Consider the following 18,126-nt stretch of genomic DNA (forward strand, 5'->3'; position numbering starts at 1 on the left):
GATAATAAAAAAAGAGTCTAACACTAGCTAGTTAAAGTTAGTGTTAGACTCTTTTTATCAACCACTTACCCAAAGGTTTAATGATAGTCTAATGCCATTTGATGTTTCGTTTTTTATGACGAAGATAATAGTTCTCAAGATGATAATAGGCACTCCCAATGATTAAGCAACTCGCTAAATCAATGATTAATATGGATTGAGTCTTATCAATATAAGAAGCACTAATCCAAAAGTAAACCATTTGTACGATAAAGATATGATAAGACTGTTTTCCTAAACGTGCTAATCCCTCGTAAAGCCTATTCCATCTTAATTTAGGCAGATAAGTAAGTCCTAAATAAAATAAAAATAAAGGATAGAAAAAAGTTAAAGGATCTTGGCCTTTCCAAGCAGTATCAAATGAATAAAAAGGACCAGTGTAGCCAAAATAATGAACAAAGATAAGGTACACAATACTTAGAAAAGCTCCTATTCTTATTATAAATAAAGCTTTCTTCTCTTCCTGAACAAAGTAAAACCAAATACCTAAAGCAATTGCGAATAAATAACGAAAGAAAAACAAACGATATAAAAATGGAGGTAAATCTAGACTATCACTAGCTAATTCAAAACCTAAATTTACTAAAAAACTGATTAATAACATAAGATGATGGTTTCTTTTAGCAAGATAATAAAGAAAAGGTAAAAAGAAAATCAGTTGAATCATGATAGAAATAAAAAATCCACCAAACCCACCGCGACCGAACAAATAAAAAAAGATAGAAGCTTCTTTTCCAATGAAAGGGCCAATCGCCATTTGACATAAATAAGCTAGCACAGCTGGCAATAAAATACGATTTAGTTTTTTTAAAAGTAAAATTGGTTGATACAAATCAATCAGCGTTTCAAACCGATGCCGTTCATAGGACATGGTATTGTTGAATCCTGCGATAATAAGAAATAAAGGAACGGCTTGCAGAATATAAAATGGTCCGCCGATAGCGAGTACAGTTTGATTGGTTAAACTGTGAATAAAAATAACAAAAAGAATCGCTAATCCTTTTATGACGTCAATTGTTCGATTGTAGACCAAAACTAATTCTCCTCTCTCTTATCCATTATGAGACAGTTTAACTTATTTGAAAAGCAATACGATAAATGATTAAAAATAAGAAAAAAAAGAAGTGAAAAGATAAAGATACAGAGAGAATTTCAGAATAAAAGCAAAAATTTAAATACAAAAATAACTGTGGTACAATAAAAAATAAGAACAATAAAAATGAGGAGTGAAAAGAAAATGGATGGAAAGAAAAGAGTAAATATAAAGCTTGATTTAGTAGTCGATATTGTCTTAAAAAAAGACCAACGAACAGGAACATTAACGAGAGGTCATGTCAAACGAATTTTGACAAATAGTGCTCAACATCCTCATGGAATAAAAGTGATGTTAAAAGAAAACGATCAAGTCGGAAGAGTCCAAAAAATAATAGAATAAGCAAGTTCAAATGACACGATAATTAAGTTCATATGAGCAGTTATTCAGTTTATTTCAAAAAATAAACTTTCTTTAAATGCCTTAACCAAAGGGGTTGACAGCTTTTCCAGGAAAAAACACATAGGTTTTCATTTCACATTTAAGCAGTTAAACGGTATAATGATAGACAAAGCTGTTCGAATTGAGTTCAGTGTATTTCCAATAGGAGGAAAATTGTTATGAAAATCGGTATACCTAAAGAAATCAAAAACAACGAAAATCGCGTGGCTATTTCACCAGCAGGAGTTCACGGCTTAGTAGAAGCAGGACATGAAGTTTTTGTTGAAGAATTAGCTGGAAAAACAGCAGGTTTTACTGACGAAGCATTTATAGATGCAGGAGCAAAAATGTTGAAAAATGCTGCAGATATTTGGGCAGCTGAAATGGTTATTAAAGTAAAAGAGCCTCTACCTGAAGAATATGTTTATTTCCGTGAAGGTTTAATTCTATTCACTTACTTACATTTAGCAGCAGCTAAAGAATTAACAGATAAATTAGTTGAATCAGGTGTAACAGCTATTGGGTATGAAACAATGGCTAAAGACGGCGTATTGCCACTATTAACTCCAATGAGTCAAGTAGCTGGGCGTATGGCTGTTCAAATTGGTGCACAATTCTTAGAAAATACTCATGGCGGAAAAGGCTTGTTATTGGGTGGTACACCAGGCGTTTCAACTGGTAATGTTGTCATTATCGGTGGAGGTGTTTCAGGAATGCACGCAGCTAAAATGGCAGTCGGCCTTGGTGCAGACGTAACTATTTTAGATGTCAACCCTACTCGTTTAGCTGATTTAGGTAATATCTTTGGCAATTCAGTTACAACATTGATGTCAAATGAATTTAATATTGCAGAGCAAGTTAAAACAGCTGACCTTGTCATTGGCGCCGTATTGATTCCTGGCTCTAAAGCACCAACATTGGTAACAGAAGAAATGGTTAAAACAATGGAAGCTGGATCAGTTATTGTGGATATCGCAGTCGATCAAGGTGGAATTGTTGAAACTGCTGATAAAGTAACCACACACGATAATCCTGTCTACAAACGTCATGGTGTTCTTCACTATGCGGTTGCAAACATGCCAGGAGCTGTTTCAAAAACATCAACAATGGCCTTAACGAATGTAACCATTCCTTACGCAATAGAAATTGCTGGAAAAGGTGTTGAATTAGCAGCACAAGAAAACCCTACTGTATATGGTGGAATAAACGTTATGAATCATAAAGTAACGAAAAAAGAAGTAGCTGAATCACTAGACATGGAATTTGTCGAAGCAAGCACATTCTTTAAAAAATAATACAGTCAAAAAAGCCAAGCCTATTATAGGTTTGGTTTTTTTATTTAGAATAGAGTTGCTCAACCTCTATTCCACAATGGTTTAAAATCCGTTATACTGAATAAAAGAAAGCATGAGAGGAGGGATAGTATAGGAAATGAGTCAAAAGAACAACTGATGATTGAAGTAGCTAAGTTGTATTATCAATCGGATTATAGTCAACAAGAGATAGGCACAAAATTTGGTATATCAAGACCAACGGTTTCTCGTTTATTGAAAAGAGCTAAAGATAAAGGATACGTTCAAATAAAAATAGTAGACCCTTTCTTTGATTTGGCTCATTTAGAAGCAGCACTAAAAGAAAAGTATGCATTGAAAGAAGTACATGTTATCTTTTCGCCAGAATCTGATTATAAAACAATCACAGCATATTTGTCTCAATTTGTAGCAAAGTACCTAGAAGAAGTCATTGTAGAAGGGACGATTTTAGGAGTCAGCTGGGGAACGACCATGTACGAAATTGCTCGAAAATTAACACCGAAAAAAGTTAGTGGAGTAGAAGTTGTGCAGTTAAAAGGAGGAATAAGCCATTCGGTTGTTCAAACCTATGCGAATGAAACGATTTCCCTATTCGCTGCGGCTTTCCAAACAACCCCTTTGCACTTAGTACTGCCGGTGATATTTGATCATGTCACAACTAAAAAACTAGTAGAACAAGATCGGCATATGCGTTACATTATTGAAAAGGGTAAACAAGCAACGATAGCCTTGTTTACAGTAGGAACGGTGCGCGAAAATGCTTTGTTATTTAGATTGGGGTATTTTGATGAAAATGAAAAAATACGCTTAAAAAAACAAGCAGTTGGCGATATTTGTTCACGTTTTTTTGATGCAAAAGGCGAAATAAGTGATCAAGAAATCAATAATCGGACAATGGGGATTGATTTACAAGAGCTAAGACAGAAAGAAAAATCTATCTTAGTAGCAGGTGGGCATAGAAAACTAGCTGCTATCGATGGTGCTTTAAAAGGACAGTATGCTAATATTCTAATGATTGATCAATTTACTGCAAAGGAACTTCTTGAATGGAATGAACCAAAAGATACAACCAATTAACCAGTAAAAGGAACGTTTACATTTGATTGTATTTAAGATACAATAAGACTATCAGTAAATGAACGTAATTTCATAAACAAGTGGTCATGTGTTCAATCGAACGAATAAATAAATGGATGTAACTATTAGGAGGAAGAGTAAATGAATAAACTAGCTAATCTAATCGATCATACAGCTTTAAAACCAGGCGTAACAAAAGAGGAAATCTTAAAATTAACAGCAGAAGCTAAGGAGTATGGTTTTTATTCTGTCTGTGTTAACCCAACGTGGGTAGCAGAAGCAGCTAAACAATTAAAAGGATCAGATGTTGATGTATGTACCGTTATTGGTTTCCCATTGGGCGCAAACACAACGGCCGTAAAAGTATACGAAACAACAGATGCAATCCACAATGGCGCAACTGAGGTAGATATGGTTATCAACATTGGCGCATTAAAGTCTAAAGAAGATGACCAAGTTTTAAACGATATTCAAAAAGTGGTCGAAGCGGCTAAAGGAAAAGCACTAGTAAAAGTTATTATTGAAACATGCTTATTAACAGATGAAGAAAAAGTACGTGCTTGTGAATTAGCTGTAAAAGCTGGCACTGATTACGTGAAAACTTCTACTGGTTTCTCAACAGGTGGAGCAACAAAAGAAGATATCGCATTAATGAGAAAAACAGTTGGAGAAAATATTGGCGTTAAAGCATCTGGCGGAATTCATTCAAAAGCTGATTTAGAAGCAATGGTTAAAGCAGGAGCAACAAGAATCGGTGCAAGTGCGGGTGTGGCAATCGTTTCTGAATAAAACAGTAAGTTGAAAATGAAATAAGCATTATCGACCAAAGAAATTAAAGGACTGAGATTCCCTATCTAGCGATGGGTGTCTCAGTTTTTTGATTTTCACTAATGGATGAGAAGTGAAAAGTTGACTCGAATAAGGTATACTGAGAAAGAGAAATTAACCAAAAGGAGCTTATTTATGACAAAAGGGAATAAAAAAATTGAAGTAGAAATAAAAGAGACAGCAAATAACAAAGAAGGTTTTGTAGAATTGTCTTTATCAGCCGGAAAACGTTCAATCGGCTTGATCCAGCAAGAAGAAGGCAAGTCTGTGACGGTCGTTACGAATGCTGGTGTTGAATCAAAAGCAAGAACCATTGATGATGGCATCAATCAACTGTTAATGGATTATAATTTACACCAACTATAAAAGTAAGAAATCATTCATAATAAAAAATCAAATCGAGAAAGGTGTGGTGTTTAGTGACTGCAATTCCAAAAGAGGCTTCTTTCAAAGAAAAAGCAAAAGCATGGTTAGAAATTATAAAACCCAACTGGGAAAGAGCGCAAGTTTCACCTAATTCAGCACAGTTAGCTTATTTTATTTTACTTTCAATTGCGCCTATTTTATTAGTCGTTGCAAACGTCATTCCTTTTTTACCAATTAGTGCATCGGATATACTGCCTTATCTAGAAACAGCTTTACCAGCAGATATCTACAGTATTGTTCAACCAATGTTGTTAGACTTTTTGAGTCAGACACGTGGTGGAGTCATTTCTATTGGTTTAGTTACCTCTTTATGGTCAGCAAGTAAAGCCTTCAATGCGACTCAATTGGTGTTGAACGAAGTATACGGCGTAGAAAAAAGAACAAATTTTATTATTGTTCGGGTTGTTTCTTTTCTGATAAACGTCGCTATTGTCGGAGCAGTGGGCGTCATCATGTTTGCTTTTGTTTTTGGCGAGCAGATTCTAAGTTTTATCGAAAGTCTTTTTGATATTAAGTTAACGCTAATTCAAGATATCCTTAGTTTTAGATGGCTGATTCTATCCGTGGTTTTATTGGTTGTTCTAGCTTTAATCTATTCATTGTTGCCAAATCATGGCATTGCTTTCAACTATGCTATTCCGGGTGCGGTATTTTCTGCATTAGGCTGGTTAGTCTTATCACAAGGTTTTTCGTTTTATGTATCCGTTGCTGGAGGTGCGGCTTCTGGTAGTGGGGCGTTTGGAGTGTTCATTATTCTGATGTTGTGGTTGTATTTATCTGCGATTGTCTTTTTATTAGGTGCGTTGATTAATGTCATTTATTTCCAATATAAAAATGATAAAACCGTTGCTGAATACAAAAAAGAAAAAGAAGACGAAGAAGAAGGAAAAACAAAAGAAGATAAGCTAATGGATTCAGCAAATAAACAACGTGGGAAATTAATAAAAGTCAAAACGGTTCAACAACACGAAAGAGAAGAAGAAAAGATAGAAGTAGAATAAAAAGTCAATGGTTTTTTAAAGATGGAGTTGGGAGTTTATCCCGCTCCCCTTTTTTTTGTAGTTGGTTTCTTATATAATGAATAAGAAACGAAATAGATTGATTGACTAGTTGAATGAAGAGATAAGGAGAATTTTTGACGTATGAATGAGACGAAAGAATCAAAAATAGATTACGGTATCATTTTATCTATTCTATTATTAGCCATTATTAGTATAGCCACTCTCTTTTCTACTACCTACTTAATCGAAGGTAAAGGCATCCGAACGACGATTATGCAGGTTCTTTGGTACGTTATTGGAACGGTTGCGATTATTGTTATCATGCAATTTGATTCTGAACAACTATGGAAATTAGCCCCTATTGCTTATGGGATAGGATTATTGCTGTTAGTTTTAGTCTTGTTTTTATATGATCGACAGACAGAAGCGTTTACCGGAGCAAAAAGTTGGTTCAAATTTGGACCATTAACTTTTCAACCTTCAGAAATTATGAAAATTGCCTTTATTTTAATGTTGGCACGCGTCGTAACGCAACACAATAGCGAATACGAGAAGCATTTTGTTCAAGCAGATTTCTTATTGATTGGCAAAATTTTACTTACGTCTATTATTCCACTAGGCTTAATTTTAATGCAAAACGATTTAGGCACAACCTTAGTTTTTATGGCTATTATCGGTGGGATTATTTTAATGTCTGGTATCACTTGGAAAATTATTTTCCCTATTTTTGCAGCAACAGCCGGTGCCGGTGGAGGATTACTATACATTGTCGCAAACAATCGGGATATTTTATTGAATTTTGGATTTAAACCCTATCAGTTTGCTCGAATTGATTCTTGGCTGAATCCGTATCAAGATTCTGCCGACGCCGCTTACCAGTTGATTCAAAGTATGAAAGCTATTGGTTCAGGTAAAGTATTTGGCAAAGGTTTTGGTGTATCAGAAGTCTATGTCCCTGTACGAGAATCAGATATGATTTTCTCTACAATTGGTGAAAATTTTGGTTTTATTGGTAGTACAGCTTTAATTTTCATTTATTTCTTATTGATTTATCAAATGGTTCGGATTTGTTTTGATACAAAAAATGAATTTTATACCTATATTTCGACCGGTGTTATTATGATGGTTTTATTTCATGTATTAGAAAATATCGGAATGGGCATTGGAATGCTGCCATTAACGGGTATTCCTCTTCCATTTATTTCGCAAGGTGGATCAGCCTTATTAGGAAATATGATGGGTGTTGGTTTAGTGATGTCAATGAGATACCATTACCGTAGCTACATGTTCTCAGAAGATGAAAGTGAATTTTAATTAAACTAGCAAAGGGGGCAACAAAGGATGTTAAGTTTTTATCAGCATAAAACGTGTACAAGTTGTCGTAAAGGTAGAAAATGGCTAGAAGATAACGCAGTGGAGTACCAAACAATCGATATGATTGCGCAACCTCCTTCAAAAGAACAATTAATGGTGTGGATGAAAGCATCTGATTTACCTGTTAGTCGCTTTTTTAATGGAAAAGGCAATCGCTACCGTGATTTAAATCTAAAAGATCGCGTATCGACGATGACAATGGAAGAAGCAGCTGAACTATTATCAACAGACGGGATGCTAATCAAACGTCCATTGGTAAGTGATGGCAGCAAGATTACGCTTGGCTTTATTGAAGAAGATTTCGAAAAAGAATGGCTGAAGTAAAGGGGAAAAATAGCATGGTAGAAACACAAAAAATGAAGTACAGTGAAAATGGGTTATGGATCTTAAAAACAGGTCAACAGTATCGGATTGGATTATCTGAAAAAGGGCAAGATGATTTAGGTGAAGTGATGTTTATTGAGGTTCCTTCTCAGGTGACTAGAATAGAAAAAAATGAAACAGTGATTGGTTTAGAAGGTGCTAAAGCTGTGACTGAATTAACGTCTCCATTTGCAGGGAAAGTTGTTTCGTACCATGAAGCTTTGGCAGATGAACCTGAAAAATTAAATAGTACGGATAAAGAATCCAATTGGATTGTTGAATTGACAGATGTAGATGAAGTAGCTTTTAACGCCTTATCAGATAAAATAAATTAATCGATTGTTGTTGACAGCGCAAAAACCATCTGTTAGAATATTGACAATATCATAACAAAAGCGATGATAAGAAGAGTACGTTCCATACAAACATTTTTAGAGAGCCTCGTTTGCTGAAAAGAGGTAGTGGGAGTAGAACCGAAGATGGTCTTTGAGCTAAGAATGAGTGAATGCATCTGCACAAGCTTATTCCGGTAGCACCCGATAACGTGCCACAGTATAACTAGCTGCAATGAGCTTAAGTACTGGATGAGGTTAATTTAGTGATAAATTAGCGAATTAAGGTGGCAACACGAAAGCAATGACTTTCGTCCTTATATTAAGTAGGTGACTTAATATAGGGACGAAAGTTTTTTTATTTACCTAATAAGTCAGAGAGGGGTAGCGTAAATGATTGAACTAAAAAAGATAAAAAAAGTTTTTCAAACAAAAGAAGGGACGCTAACAGCGGTAGATGAAGTCGACTTAACGATAGAAGATGGCGAAATTTACGGCATCGTTGGGTATTCTGGAGCAGGAAAAAGTACGTTGGTTCGACTGTTCAATGGACTTGAAATTCCGACAAAAGGAACAGTAACCGTTAATGGCCATATCATCTCAGAATTAAAAGGCAAAAAATTAAGAAAAGAACGGCAAAAAATTGGGATGATTTTTCAACATTTTAACTTACTCTGGTCTAGAACGGTATTGGAAAATGTTTTATTTCCGCTAGAAATTTCCGGCGTACCAAAAGCTAAACGACAGGCTAAGGCTAAAGAATTAATAGGTCTAGTTGGACTCGAAGGAAAAGAACAAGCCTATCCGGCTCAATTATCAGGCGGTCAAAAACAACGAGTAGGAATTGCTAGAGCGTTAGCCAATGAACCGACCTTATTGCTTTGTGATGAAGCAACAAGTGCATTAGACCCTCAAACAACGGATGAAGTATTAGATTTATTAGTCGCTATTAACAAACGTTTAAATTTAACGATTGTCTTAATTACTCATGAAATGCATGTTGTTAGAAAAATTTGCAACAAAGTCGCTGTGATGGATGATGGAAGAGTAGTTGAATCAGGCGAAGTATTAGATGTCTTCAAAAAACCTCAACAAGATATTACAAAACGATTTATCCGCCAAGACGCTAATCCAGACAGTGGTGAGACAGATGATGTGTTAGAAGAAATGCTACTGGAGTACCCAGAAGGTAAATTGATTCATCTTGTATTTGAAGAAGAACAAGTTAAAATGCCGGTTATTTCAAGAATTGTACGTGAATACAACGTAGAATTAAATATTATCCAAGGCAATATTCAACAAGCTAAAAAAGGTTCGATTGGCTCGCTATATGTTCAATTAACAGGAGATCCTTTAAGTATTTCGCAAGCGATTGAACAACTTGACCAAATGAAAGTAGGAGTAGAGGTGATTGAACATGTTGTCGAATCTTAAAGTAGGAGCGAATATAGTAGACCAATACATTGACTTTTCAGATATCCAATGGGATAAGATGCAAAAAGCGACTGGACAGACAGTAGGGATGACTATTGGCTCAGTTATCATTGTCTTTTTATTAGGGCTCTTACTCGGTTTGCTATTATATGAAACAAACGGCAAAGAAACGCTAGGTGCTAAACTGCTTTACAGTATCGTAGCTTTCTTAGTAAACATTTTTCGTTCTGTTCCGTTTATTATTTTAATCGTTTTGATTATGCCTTTTACAAAAGTATTGGTTGGCTCCATTATAGGCCCGATTGCTGCTTTACCGGCGTTAATTATTTCTTCGGCACCATTTTATGCTCGATTAGTCGAAATAGGGTTTCGCGAAATAGATAAAGGAGTGATTGAAGCAGCTGAAGCAATGGGAGCCAGTAAATGGGAAATCATTTATAAAGTTCTTATTCCAGAAAGTTTGCCAGCTATTGTTTCTGGTTTGACCGTTACAACCATTTCATTAGTCGGATATACAGCGATGGCGGGAGTCATTGGTGCTGGTGGCTTAGGTAATCTAGCCTACTTAGACGGTTTTCAGCGAAACCAACCAGCTGTAACACTAGTAGCAACACTTATTATTTTAGTTATTGTTTTTACTATTCAATTTATTGGCGATAGAGCGGTTAAACGAATCGATAAACGATAAGGTTACCCGTAAGAATTAGAACAGATAAAAAATAAGAATGAAAAAGGGGAGAAAGATTATGAAAAAATCACTCGTATACGGAGCTATTTTAACTTTAGGATTATCTTTAACACTAGCAGCATGTGGCAATGACACAGCAAAAGAAAACGACGAAACGGTTATAAAAATCGGGGCTAGTAATGTACCTCACGCAGAGATATTAGAATTTGCTAAACCCCTTTTAGAAAAAGAGGGCATAACGTTAGATATTACGACTTACAATGATTACATTGTGCCAAACGTTGCTTTAGACGAAGGTGACCTGGATGCTAACTACTTCCAACACCGTCCGTTCTTTGATAGTGTCGTTGCTGAAAATGATTTTGATTTTACTGATGAAGGTGCTATCCACATTGAACCACTTGGCTTGTACTCTAAAAAATATGAGAGTTTAGCTGATGTAAAAGACGGTGCAATTGTTTTAACAAGCAATGTTCAATCTGACTGGGGTCGTATCATTAGTATCTTAGCAGAAGAAGGATTGGTCACATTAAAAGAAGGCATTGAACCAACAACAGCGACCTTTGATGATATCGATAAAAATACAAAAAACTTGAAGTTTGAATACGAAAACGATCCAGCTTTGATGACAACATTGTACCAACAAGAAGAAGGCGACTTAGTAGCGATTAATTCAAACTTTGCCGTTGATCAAGACATTAACCCGATTAAAGATTCAGTTGCATTAGAAAGCACGAGTTCTCCCTACGCAAATATTGTAGCGGTCCGTTCAGAAGATGCTGGAAATCCAGCTATTAAAACATTAGTAAAGATATTGAAATCAAAAGAAGTACAAGAGTACATCATCAATGAATGGGACGGTGCAGTTGTACCGGTTAAAGAGTAACGATTCATCCATTAAAAAATAGGCTAGTAAACGATCAGTAGCAGAGATTTCTTAAAACGTTCTTTTAAGAAATCGCTACAGTAAATCGTTTTACTAGCCTGTTTTTTTATTCTTTAATAAGAAATGGACGCCTTTTTAACAAAGTCTGTAAATAAGCGTTGCATCTTAGTGTCTTCTTTTAACATTAATTCAGGATGCCACTGAACAGCTACAATACTTTGTTCGGTATCTTTTGACTCAAAGCCTTCAATTAAGTTGTCTTTGCTCCAAGCAACAGCTTGAAAAGAGTCTGCCAATACGTTAATGGCTTGATGATGATAGGAATTAACTAGGTAACTTTCGCCAAAAATACGTCCTAATTGACTTTTTGGATCAAGCGTCACGCTATGAGAGCCGGTACTAAAATATGTTTGTTGGAGGTGTTGAACACTTAAATCCGTGTAATCAGATAAATCTTGGTACAGTGTCCCACCGTACATGACGTTCAATAATTGCATCCCACGGCAGATCGCTAAAATAGGTTTATGCTGAGCGAGTGCCTCTTTTATTAAAGCCATTTCAAATGCATCACGAGCTGGTTCAGTAGCTTGCAATTTCAAATGAGGTTCCTCACCTGATAAGGAAGGCGAGACGTCTTGTCCGCCAGCCAATAATAAGCCGTCGATTTGGTCAATATAATAAGAAGCATCTTCTGGTGAGCTGATTGGAAAAACAAAAGGAACGCCATTAGCAGTTTGAATGCCTTCTATAAAGCCTTGTGGTGTATACGTAATGGGCAATCCTTGTGTTTCGTTGAGTCCACGTAAAATATTTCCAGGAATACCAATAAAGGGTTTAGTCATTTTTTCAACCTTCTTTCTCATTTCAATGGAATCACTACAGGATATAACTTGAGACAATCCGTTTTTTTAAACGTTTATTTAGTTAGTTTACCTTATTATAGTAGAAAAAGTAAGGTGTTTGCTTGGAACGTTATTGCGTATGGATGATAGTTTAGATAAAATGGAGTAGAATGGAATAAAGACGATGGATAAAATAAAGCAAAAATAAAGGAGTTTAACTAATGGCTATTTTAGAAGTTAAAAATTTACATGTTTCTATTGAAGAAAAAGAAATATTAAAAGGCGTAGATTTAATACTAAAAACAAATGAAATTCACGCGATTATGGGGCCTAACGGAACGGGTAAGTCAACATTAGCTGCCGCGATTATGGGACACCCTAGTTATACGGTAACAAAAGGCGAGATTTTATTAGATGGCGAAAATGTTTTAGAAATGGCTGTTGATGAACGTGCACGTGCAGGATTATTTTTAGGGGTTCAATATCCAAGTGAGATTGCAGGCATTACCAATGCAGAATTCATGAGAGCAGCGATCAATGCTCGTCGAGCCGATGACAATAAGATTCCAGTCATGCAATTTATTCGTAAAATGGATGAAAAAATGGGCGTATTGGATATGGCTGAAGAAATGGCTGAACGCTATTTGAATGAAGGCTTTTCTGGTGGCGAGAAGAAACGGAATGAAATTTTGCAGATGATGATGATTGAACCAACCTTTGCCATTCTAGATGAAATCGATTCAGGATTAGATATCGATGCCTTAAAAGTCGTGTCCAAAGGCATCAATGCGATGCGCGGGGAATCATTTGGCGCTTTAATCATCACCCATTACCAACGCTTATTAAATTATGTCACGCCTGATGTGGTTCATGTGATGATGAATGGGATTATTGTAAAAACCGGTGGAGCTGAATTAGCGAAACGTTTAGAAGCAGAAGGCTACAAAGGCATTCGTGATGAATTGGGTATTGAGTTTGAATTAGAGGAAGACTAAGGAGGGAATCAAGATGAGAGAACAAGATTTCAAAGAGACTCTTGGCGATGTCCGGATGTTTTCGATGATGAAAAATGAACCAGCTTGGATGTTGGATTTACGTTTAGCGGCTTTGGAAAAGATTTCTTCCTTAGATCTGCCAATCATTGAGCGAGTACGCTACAATCGTTGGCCACTGTTACAAGTGCCAGATTTTAACTTAGTGGAAGAACCGGTTTTCTTAGCAAATGACTTCTTAACTGAAGAAACGGATGCTCCTCGGATTGTTCAAGTTGGAAATCAAACGGCTTTTGAACAGTTGCCAATGGCGTTAATCGAACAGGGGGTTATCTTTACAGATCTGTTTACAGCAATGGAAGAACACCCGGAGTTAGTAGAAGCAGCGTATATGCAACTAGCGGTCAAATCAGATGAAGACAAACTAACGGCTTTTCATGCAGCCTATATGACGAGTGGACTCTTTTTATATGTACCAAAAAACGTCGTCATTACAGAACCCTTAGAAGCTTTATTTGTGCAAAACAGCAAAGAGACTAACAGTTTGATTAAACACGTCTTGATTTACGCTGATACCAATAGTGACTTTACGTATGTTGAAAAATACCAAACGATTGGCGATAAAAAGAATGCCGCCAATATTGTGGCAGAAGTGATCACTAAACCAGGTGCAAAAGTGAAGTTTTCAGCCGTTGATGAATTAGGTAAAAATACGACAACTTACTTTAACCGTCGGGGTCATTTATTAGGTAACTCAAGAATTGAATGGGCGATTGGCGTGATGAACGAGGGCGATGTGATTGCGGACTTTGACTCTGATTTAATTGGGGAAGGGTCTCATAGTGAAGTAAAAGTTGTGGCTATCAGTATGGGCAAACAAATTCAAGCCGTCGATACACGCGTGACGAATTTTGGCAGACACTCCGTTGGACATATTCTACAACATGGTGTTATTTTAGAAAAAGCCACTTTAACGTTTAACGGAATTGGGCACATTATCAAAGGCGCAAAAGGGGCTGATGCTCAGCAAGAAAGCCGTATTTTGATGCTGTCAGATAAAGCGCGTGGCGATGCGAATCCGATTCTTTTAATTGACGAAAATGATGTAACAGCTGGACACGCAGCCAGTGTCGGACGTTTAGATCCAGAAGAAATGTATTACTTGATGAGTCGCGGTATTCCAAAAGATGTCGCTGAACGTTTGGTTACGCGAGGCTTTTTAGGATCAGTGATTGCGGCCATCCCAGTAAAAACAATTCGTGATGGTTTAGTAGAAACGATTGAAGGGAAGTTGTTAAAATGATGTTCCAAGGTGAAGAGGTAAAGAAAGATTTTCCAATTTTGAATCAAGTGGTGAACGATGAACCCTTAATTTATCTGGATAGTGCTGCGACCAGTCAAAAGCCAACAGCTGTCTTAACTGCCATTGAAACCTATTATAAAACATCTAATGCCAATGTTCATCGTGGCGTGCATACGTTGGCTGAGCGAGCTACCAGTCAATACGAAGCGGCTCGTGAAACGGTTCGAGCATTTATCCATGCGAAAGAAAGCGCTGAAGTGTTGTTTACTAGAGGAGCGACGACTAGTCTGAATTGGGTCGCTAAAAGTTATGGCGAAGCCAACGTGCATGAAGGCGATGAAATTGTGATTTCTTATATGGAACACCATTCAAACATTGTCCCTTGGCAACAATTGGCTAAAAAAAAGAAAGCGACTCTAAAATACATTGAGTTAACAAAAGATGGCCAGTTAGATTTAACTAGCGCAAAAGAACAGATTACCACTAAAACGAAGATTGTTGCCTTGACACACGTGTCAAATGTCTTAGGGAGTGTTAATCCGATTGCCGAATTGACTCAACTGGCTCATAGCGTAGGAGCTGTAATAGTTGTTGACGGTGCACAAGCTGTGCCTCATATGACCGTTAATGTAGTTGAGTTAGGCGTTGATTTCTATGCGTTTAGTGGACATAAAATGTTAGGACCAACCGGCATTGGAGTTTTGTATGGCAAAAGAGCGTTACTAGAAGCCATGGAACCAGTGGAATACGGTGGAGAGATGATTGACTTTGTCTATGACCAAGATAGCACCTGGACCGAGTTGCCCTGGAAATTTGAAGCCGGTACGCCGAATATTGCCGGAGCAATCGGGTTAGCTGCAGCAATCGATTACTTAAACCAATTAGGGATGAAAAACGTTCATGCTCATGAAACGGAATTGGTGACGTATCTGTTGCCAAAACTACGTGCGATTCCTGGTTTAGTTGTTTATGGTCCAACAGATGACAGTATACGTACAGGGGTGGTAACGTTCAATGTGGATGATTTACACCCACACGATTTAGCAACGGCACTCGATATGCAAGGGATTGCTGTACGAGCAGGCCATCATTGCACCCAACCGCTAATGAGACAGCTAGGAGCGTCTTCAACCGCTCGAGCGAGTGTTTATGTCTATACTACCAAAGCAGACTGTGATAGCTTAGTTGAAGCGATTCTAGCGACAAAGGAGTTTTTCAATTATGGCCTTAACTAGATTAGATCAATTGTACCGTCAAGTGATTTTAGACCACTCTAGCCATCCGCATCACCATGGCACATTAGAAGAGGCCACCAATCAAGTTGAGATGAATAATCCAACGTGTGGCGATGTGATTGAGTTGCAATTACACCTAGCCGATAACCGCATTGAAGCGATTCACTTTTCAGGTAGTGGATGCACAATCAGTACAGCAAGTGCCAGTATGATGACCGACGTGGTTCTAGGCAAAACACCAGAAGAAGCACTTGCCTTAGTTGATCAATTTTCTCTACTAGTGCAAGGAAAAGAGCCAGAAAATTTGGATGACTTAGGAGATGCAGCGATTCTTAGTGGAGTCGCAAAATTTCCAGCTCGGATCCGTTGTGCCACGTTAGCCTGGAAAGGGCTAGAAAAAGCTTTAGCTACACCCGATGAAACTAAAACCAATGAAAAAGAGTAACGAAAGGAGTGTTTGAGTGATGAGTAAAGTACCAGAGACACAAGAGTACCAATATGGTTTTCATGATGATGTCGAGTCGGTTTATACAACCGGAAAGGGCATTTCAGAAGCGATTATCAGAGACATCTCTGCTCGTAAAGAAGAGCCAGAATGGATGCTTGATTTCCGATTGAAGTCTTTCGAACGCTACCAAAGTCAAAAGATGCCCACTTGGGGCGCGGATTTATCTGACATTGATTTTGACAACATTACCTATTATAAGAAATCCAGTAACAAACCAGAACGTGACTGGGAAGATGTACCTGAAAAAATCAAAGAAACCTTTGAACGATTAGGGATTCCTGAAGCGGAACGCAAATACCTTGCCGGCGCTGGTGCACAGTTTGAATCTGAAGTGGTGTACCACAACATGAAAGAAGAATTCGAAAAGATGGGCATTGTCTTTATCGATACCGATACCGCCTTAAAAGAATATGCCGATATTTTTAAAGAACACTTCGCAACGGTTGTTCCGCCAACTGACAACAAACTAGCAGCTTTAAACTCAGCGACTTGGTCAGGTGGAACGTTTATTTATGTGCCAAAAGGCGTTCGTTGTGATGTACCGTTACAAATGTATTTTAGAATCAACGATGAAGCGATGGGCCAATTTGAACGAACATTAATTGTCGTTGATGAAGGCGCGAGTATTCATTATGTTGAAGGCTGTACGGCTCCAACCTTTTCTTCAAGCAGTTTACACGCAGCCGTGGTTGAGATTGTTGTTAAAAAAGACGCGTATTGCCGCTATACAACCATTCAAAACTGGTCAGACAATGTCTATAACTTAGTAACGAAACGGGCAACAGTCGATGCAGGCGGTACGATGGAATGGATTGATGGCAACCTAGGTGCGAAAACAACGATGAAATACCCGAGTGTTTTCCTAAATGGAAATGGTGCACGCGGGACAATGTTGTCGATTGCCATGGCAGGCGCTGGGCAAAACCAAGATACTGGTGCAAAAATGATTCACAATGCACCAAACACCTCTAGTTCGATTGTCTCAAAATCGATTGCGCACGATGGTGGAGAAGTGAACTACCGTGGCCAAGTGACCTTTGGAAAAAACTCAGGTGGATCGATCTCTCATATCGAATGCGACACCATTATCATGGATGACTTATCTAAATCAGATACGATTCCCTATAATGAAATCCACAACGGCAATGTGTCATTAGAACACGAAGCGAAAGTATCTAAAATATCAGAAGAACAACTGTATTACCTAATGAGTCGTGGCTTAACCGAAGAACGAGCTACTGAAATGATCATCATGGGCTTTGTTGAACCGTTCTCGAAAGAATTGCCAATGGAATATGCAGTAGAATTGAACCGATTAATTGCTTATGAAATGGAAGGGTCAGTGGGGTAATAACGGAGTATTAGCTAGAAATGCTGTTAAATAGGCGTTTCTAGTTTTTTTAATATATTTATAGGATTAGTTATTGTATTAAGTACTAAATAAAAAGATAGTAGCACATCAGTTGATTTTTCAATCATACTATTATTAAAAGAAATAAAATATGTTTAGTTATATTTTTGAAATAGTTTGCTATAATACGTAGATAGAGAAGAGTGAAAAAGTAAGATAATTATAGTAGCAACCATTTAATAAGGTTTATAATTATAGTTTTATAAGGAGTGGAAAAATGAATAATATGGAATAAATAAATTTCTTGATGAATGAGACTGAAGATAATTTAATGATAAATAACATTCGGCTTTTTAACTTGAAGTATAAGAACTATTAGGACTATTTCAGTAGAGAAATTCAGAAAAAGTAACAAAAGAAAATATAGAAAAATTAAAAAGAAATTGTATATACATCGATTTATTCTTAAATATCAGCGGATAATATAAAATTATATATCAATGAAATTATTGAAGAAAAATTGAGAGTAAATAACAAAAAACATCCAGTAAGTAAGAGTAAAAGAAGTAAAGATAAGTATACAAAATTGTATTAATTTCCGGAAACGTGGGAGAAATCTAATATAAAAAATTTGATTATAGTTCTATAGGCTTTGCAAAA

General features: G+C 36.9%; 19 protein-coding genes and 1 other annotated feature. Of the genes, 17 read left to right on the top strand and 2 right to left on the bottom strand.

Features of this window, described 5'->3' with window-relative positions; all coding sequences use genetic code 11:
• Positions 1–88: 88 nt before the first annotated feature.
• On the bottom strand, positions 89–1,072 hold the full coding sequence (locus ACMHYH_RS01900) for an acyltransferase family protein (RefSeq protein WP_414839712.1): 984 nt from the start codon (positions 1,070–1,072) through the stop codon (positions 89–91).
• A gap of 204 nt (positions 1,073–1,276) precedes the next feature.
• Here ACMHYH_RS01900 and ACMHYH_RS01905 point away from each other — a divergent pair, with 204 nt between their 5' ends.
• The 12 genes from ACMHYH_RS01905 (at position 1,277) to ACMHYH_RS01960 (ending at position 11,235) form a co-directional block, all read left to right on the top strand.
• Positions 1,277–1,474, top strand: coding sequence for a YwbE family protein (locus tag ACMHYH_RS01905; RefSeq protein ID WP_414839713.1), 198 nt, complete (start codon positions 1,277–1,279; stop codon positions 1,472–1,474).
• Positions 1,475–1,692: 218 nt separating this feature from the next.
• Entirely contained in the window at positions 1,693–2,808 is a 1,116-nt protein-coding gene (gene ald, locus ACMHYH_RS01910) for an alanine dehydrogenase (RefSeq protein WP_414839714.1), read from the top strand.
• A 156-nt stretch (positions 2,809–2,964) separates the two neighbouring features.
• Positions 2,965–3,903 (top strand): sugar-binding transcriptional regulator, encoded by a 939-nt coding sequence (locus ACMHYH_RS01915; protein ID WP_414839715.1) that lies wholly within the window; start codon positions 2,965–2,967, stop codon positions 3,901–3,903.
• A gap of 141 nt (positions 3,904–4,044) precedes the next feature.
• The gene (gene deoC, locus ACMHYH_RS01920) at positions 4,045–4,692 is read left to right on the top strand and encodes a deoxyribose-phosphate aldolase (RefSeq protein WP_414839716.1); all 648 of its coding nucleotides are present in this window, start codon (positions 4,045–4,047) and stop codon (positions 4,690–4,692) included.
• 174 nt (positions 4,693–4,866) lie between these two features.
• Positions 4,867–5,097 (top strand): DUF2969 family protein, encoded by a 231-nt coding sequence (locus ACMHYH_RS01925; protein WP_414839717.1) that lies wholly within the window; start codon positions 4,867–4,869, stop codon positions 5,095–5,097.
• A 53-nt stretch (positions 5,098–5,150) separates the two neighbouring features.
• The gene (locus ACMHYH_RS01930; protein ID WP_414839718.1) at positions 5,151–6,158 is read left to right on the top strand and encodes a YihY/virulence factor BrkB family protein; all 1,008 of its coding nucleotides are present in this window, start codon (positions 5,151–5,153) and stop codon (positions 6,156–6,158) included.
• Positions 6,159–6,299: 141 nt separating this feature from the next.
• Positions 6,300–7,472 carry an FtsW/RodA/SpoVE family cell cycle protein gene (locus ACMHYH_RS01935; RefSeq protein ID WP_414839719.1) on the top strand — a complete coding sequence of 391 codons (1,173 nt, stop codon included), beginning with the start codon at positions 6,300–6,302 and terminating at the stop codon, positions 7,470–7,472.
• Positions 7,473–7,499: 27 nt separating this feature from the next.
• A complete protein-coding gene (locus ACMHYH_RS01940; protein ID WP_414839720.1) occupies positions 7,500–7,856 on the top strand; it encodes a Spx/MgsR family RNA polymerase-binding regulatory protein in 357 nt (118 codons plus the stop codon).
• Entirely contained in the window at positions 7,844–8,230 is a 387-nt protein-coding gene (locus ACMHYH_RS01945; RefSeq protein WP_414839721.1) for a glycine cleavage system protein H, read from the top strand. Before ACMHYH_RS01940 ends, ACMHYH_RS01945 begins: the two co-directional genes overlap by 13 nt.
• 54 nt (positions 8,231–8,284) lie before the next feature.
• Positions 8,285–8,549: a binding site (T-box leader), on the top strand.
• A gap of 71 nt (positions 8,550–8,620) precedes the next feature.
• Positions 8,621–9,661 carry a methionine ABC transporter ATP-binding protein gene (locus tag ACMHYH_RS01950; protein WP_414839722.1) on the top strand — a complete coding sequence of 347 codons (1,041 nt, stop codon included), beginning with the start codon at positions 8,621–8,623 and terminating at the stop codon, positions 9,659–9,661.
• Positions 9,645–10,349, top strand: a complete 705-nt coding sequence (locus tag ACMHYH_RS01955) for a methionine ABC transporter permease (RefSeq protein WP_414839723.1) — start codon at positions 9,645–9,647, stop codon at positions 10,347–10,349. The genes ACMHYH_RS01950 and ACMHYH_RS01955 overlap by 17 nt, the downstream gene beginning before the upstream one ends.
• Positions 10,350–10,407: 58 nt before the next feature.
• Positions 10,408–11,235, top strand: a complete 828-nt coding sequence (locus ACMHYH_RS01960) for a MetQ/NlpA family ABC transporter substrate-binding protein (RefSeq protein ID WP_414839724.1) — start codon at positions 10,408–10,410, stop codon at positions 11,233–11,235.
• Between the two features lie 113 nt (positions 11,236–11,348).
• On the opposite strand, the gene ACMHYH_RS01965 is transcribed toward ACMHYH_RS01960, so the two are convergent.
• The gene (locus ACMHYH_RS01965) at positions 11,349–12,077 is read right to left on the bottom strand and encodes a gamma-glutamyl-gamma-aminobutyrate hydrolase family protein (RefSeq protein WP_414839725.1); all 729 of its coding nucleotides are present in this window, start codon (positions 12,075–12,077) and stop codon (positions 11,349–11,351) included.
• Between the two features lie 221 nt (positions 12,078–12,298).
• On the opposite strand from ACMHYH_RS01965, the gene sufC reads away from it, so the two are divergent.
• Genes sufC through sufB form a run of 5 tightly spaced genes read left to right on the top strand, consistent with a single transcriptional unit; the run spans position 12,299 to position 17,466 of the window.
• Complete coding sequence (sufC, locus tag ACMHYH_RS01970) at positions 12,299–13,072, top strand: Fe-S cluster assembly ATPase SufC (RefSeq protein WP_414839726.1); 774 nt, start codon at positions 12,299–12,301, stop codon at positions 13,070–13,072.
• 13 nt (positions 13,073–13,085) lie between these two features.
• The gene (gene sufD, locus ACMHYH_RS01975) at positions 13,086–14,372 is read left to right on the top strand and encodes a Fe-S cluster assembly protein SufD (protein ID WP_414839727.1); all 1,287 of its coding nucleotides are present in this window, start codon (positions 13,086–13,088) and stop codon (positions 14,370–14,372) included.
• Positions 14,369–15,607, top strand: a complete 1,239-nt coding sequence (locus ACMHYH_RS01980; protein WP_414839728.1) for a cysteine desulfurase — start codon at positions 14,369–14,371, stop codon at positions 15,605–15,607. Before sufD ends, ACMHYH_RS01980 begins: the two co-directional genes overlap by 4 nt.
• The gene (sufU, locus tag ACMHYH_RS01985; protein WP_414839729.1) at positions 15,594–16,052 is read left to right on the top strand and encodes a Fe-S cluster assembly sulfur transfer protein SufU; all 459 of its coding nucleotides are present in this window, start codon (positions 15,594–15,596) and stop codon (positions 16,050–16,052) included. Before ACMHYH_RS01980 ends, sufU begins: the two co-directional genes overlap by 14 nt.
• Before the next feature lie 19 nt (positions 16,053–16,071).
• Entirely contained in the window at positions 16,072–17,466 is a 1,395-nt protein-coding gene (gene sufB / locus ACMHYH_RS01990) for a Fe-S cluster assembly protein SufB (RefSeq protein WP_414839730.1), read from the top strand.
• Positions 17,467–18,126: the final 660 nt, after the last annotated feature.

This window comes from Carnobacterium sp. TMP28, from assembly GCF_047553015.1.
Classification (GTDB): Bacteria; Bacillota; Bacilli; order Lactobacillales; family Carnobacteriaceae; genus Carnobacterium_A.